A 1,969-nucleotide genomic window follows, 5' to 3' on the forward strand; every position below is an offset into this window, starting at 1 on the left:
GCGCACGACGAGGCGCTTCGCGTCGGCGAGCCTTTCGCGGTTTATCAGCAAGACGTCACGCCGATCGAAATCCTCTACGGCGAACTGCGTGAGGACATCGAAGCCAACCGCTTGCACGTCGCCTTCCAGCCGCTGTGCGACCTGCGCACGGGCGAGGTGGTCCGCGTGGAATCGCTGGCGCGCTGGAACACACGCTCCGGCGTGGAAGTGGCCCCGGCCGACTTCGTTCCGTTTGCCGAGCGCAGCGACCTCATCGTGCAGCTGACTCGCTGGAGCCTCAACGCGTCGCTACGCCATACGGCGGCCCTGCACCGCGGTGGCTGTCCGCTCGACGTGGCGATCAATCTGTCGCCACGCGTTTTCGTCGAGCAGGGCTTTGCCGAACAGATGCTCGGCGCGCTGGAAATCTGGGGTGTGCCGCCGGAATCCGCGATCATCGAGATCACCGAAACCGCGCTGCTCACCGACCTCGACATGAGCGTGCGCGTGCTGCGCCGCCTGCGCGACCACGGCGTGCGCGTAGCCATCGACGACTTCGGCACGGGCTACGCCTCGTTCGCTTACCTGCGTCACTTCCCGGCCACCGAGCTGAAGATCGACCGCAGCTTCGTCGACGCCATGATCGGCGACCGCCGCACCGAGCTACTGGTCCAGGCCATGGTCGACGTCGCCCATCGCCTGGGTCTCGAAGCCGTGGCCGAAGGCGTGGAAAACGAAGAGACCCTGCGCCGCCTGGTCGAAATGGACTGCGACCTCGTGCAGGGCTATCACGTAGGCCGGCCCATGCTGGCCGACGAATTCGTCGCCGAGCGACTAGCCGCCGCCTCGACGGTCTGATCGACGCCCAGTTCGATGCACGGCTCCATGCTCGGTAGGAGCCGATTCATCGGCGATCCCAGGCCGCGACACCCTCAGCAATCGCCGATAAATCGGCTCCTACCGAGCGGATAGCTCAAGATAGCGCTGGTGCAACTCAGCCACCTTAGCCGCCAACTCCGCTTCACTTCCCTCATTGACGATCACATCGTCAGCCATCCCCAACCGTCGCTCGCGCGACGCCTGCGCCGCAATCATCTTTCGCGCCAGCGCCTCATCCACCCCGTCCCGCCGCGTCAGCCGCTCAATCTGCACCGCCTCCGGCACGTCGACCACCAGCACCCGGTCGACCCACTCGTAGTTGGCGCGATTCTCGACCAGCAACGGAATCGAGAGGATGCAGTAAGCACCCTCATCGGCAGCCACAGCCTCGTGCAGCCACGTACGAATACGCGGATGCAGAATCCCCTCCAGCGTCGTACGCGCCAGCAGGTTGTCGAACACGCGCTTGCGCATGGCCGGGCGATCCAGCCGGCCCTCGCTGTCGAGCGCATCGGTACCGAACGCCCGGGCAATCTCCGCAAGCGCTTCCGAGCCTGGCTCGACCACCGCGCGAGCCGCGACATCCGCGTCGTAGGCATGCACGCCCAGAGCCTCGAAGCAGCGCTCCACCGAGCTCTTGCCCGACGCAACCCCGCCAGTCAGTGCGACGACGAAGGCGCTCATCGCATCCCCGTCAGGTGCATGTAGCCTCCGAGCAGCGTGTCGCCAAACATCAGCCAGACCCAGCCGGCGGCGGCGATATACGGGCCGAAGGGAATCGGCACGTCACGCTGGTGCTTGCGGAACAGCATCAGCGCGCCGCCGACCAGGGCACCGATCAGCGAGGACAGCATGATGATCGGCAACAGGGCGACCGGCCCCAGCCATGCGCCCAGCGCAGCGAGCAGCTTGAAGTCGCCGTGGCCCATGCCTTCCTTGCCGGTGAGCAGTTTGAACAGCCAGTAGACGCTCCAGAGGCTGAGGTAGCCGATAAGGGCACCGAGAATGGCGGAAGAGGGCGACACCGGAAGTACCTGCCAGCCCGGGATCAGGGCGAGGGCAAGGCCCATCCAGAGCAGGGGGTAGTTGAGTTCGTCCGGGAGGAACTGGG

The 1,969-nt window shown here is 65.9% G+C and carries 3 protein-coding genes; 1 reads left to right on the forward strand and 2 read right to left on the reverse strand.

The window, feature by feature from the left end; translation table 11 throughout:
* Nucleotides 1-837: EAL domain-containing protein (locus tag AC1DT2_RS22020; protein WP_477298742.1), on the forward strand; the 837-nt coding region annotated here is incomplete at its 5' end.
* 99 nt (nucleotides 838-936) lie between these two features.
* On the opposite strand, the gene coaE is transcribed toward AC1DT2_RS22020, so the two are convergent.
* The gene (gene coaE / locus AC1DT2_RS22025) at nucleotides 937-1,542 is read right to left on the reverse strand and encodes a dephospho-CoA kinase (protein ID WP_063573432.1); all 606 of its coding nucleotides are present in this window, start codon (nucleotides 1,540-1,542) and stop codon (nucleotides 937-939) included.
* Nucleotides 1,539-1,969, reverse strand: a 431-nt coding sequence (locus AC1DT2_RS22030) for a prepilin peptidase (protein ID WP_477298743.1), incomplete at its 5' end; no start/stop codon positions are given. The genes AC1DT2_RS22030 and coaE, both read right to left, overlap by 4 nt.

Source organism: Luteibacter sp. P4_E6 (genome assembly GCF_056401535.1).